This is a genomic window from Vibrio sp. T9 (genome assembly GCF_003123985.1).
GTDB lineage: Bacteria > Pseudomonadota > Gammaproteobacteria > Enterobacterales > Vibrionaceae > Vibrio > Vibrio diabolicus.
In genome coordinates, this window is the sequence record NZ_NIGY01000185.1 from 1 (window position 1) to 296 (window position 296).

General features: G+C 64.9%; 1 pseudogene. It reads left to right on the forward strand.

The features are described 5' to 3' along the window. A pseudogene (locus CBX98_RS26455) lies at window positions 1-296 on the forward strand (hypothetical protein); the annotation flags it as partial.

The following is a 296-nucleotide window of genomic DNA, read 5'->3' on the forward strand; positions in this document are numbered from 1 at the left end:
AACATCGAGCAGATGCGCGCGTGGCTCGGCTCGAAAGGCGGACGCTGTGCCCGAAAACGCATCAATGCCGTATCGACGCCATGGATCGATCCCACGCCACTGGCCGAAGAGAAGGTCGTTCCGGCGCGCACGCCTTTCGTCCTCGAAGCCTCGGCCGAGCCGGGAGCGGACGGTAGCCGCCTCACCTACACGTGGGAGCAAATGGATGCCGGTGACGAGCAGCGCGGTGAGTTGGCGGACGATGGCCATGGTCCCCTGTTTCGCTCATTCGCACCCGTGACCACAGGCGTTCGCCA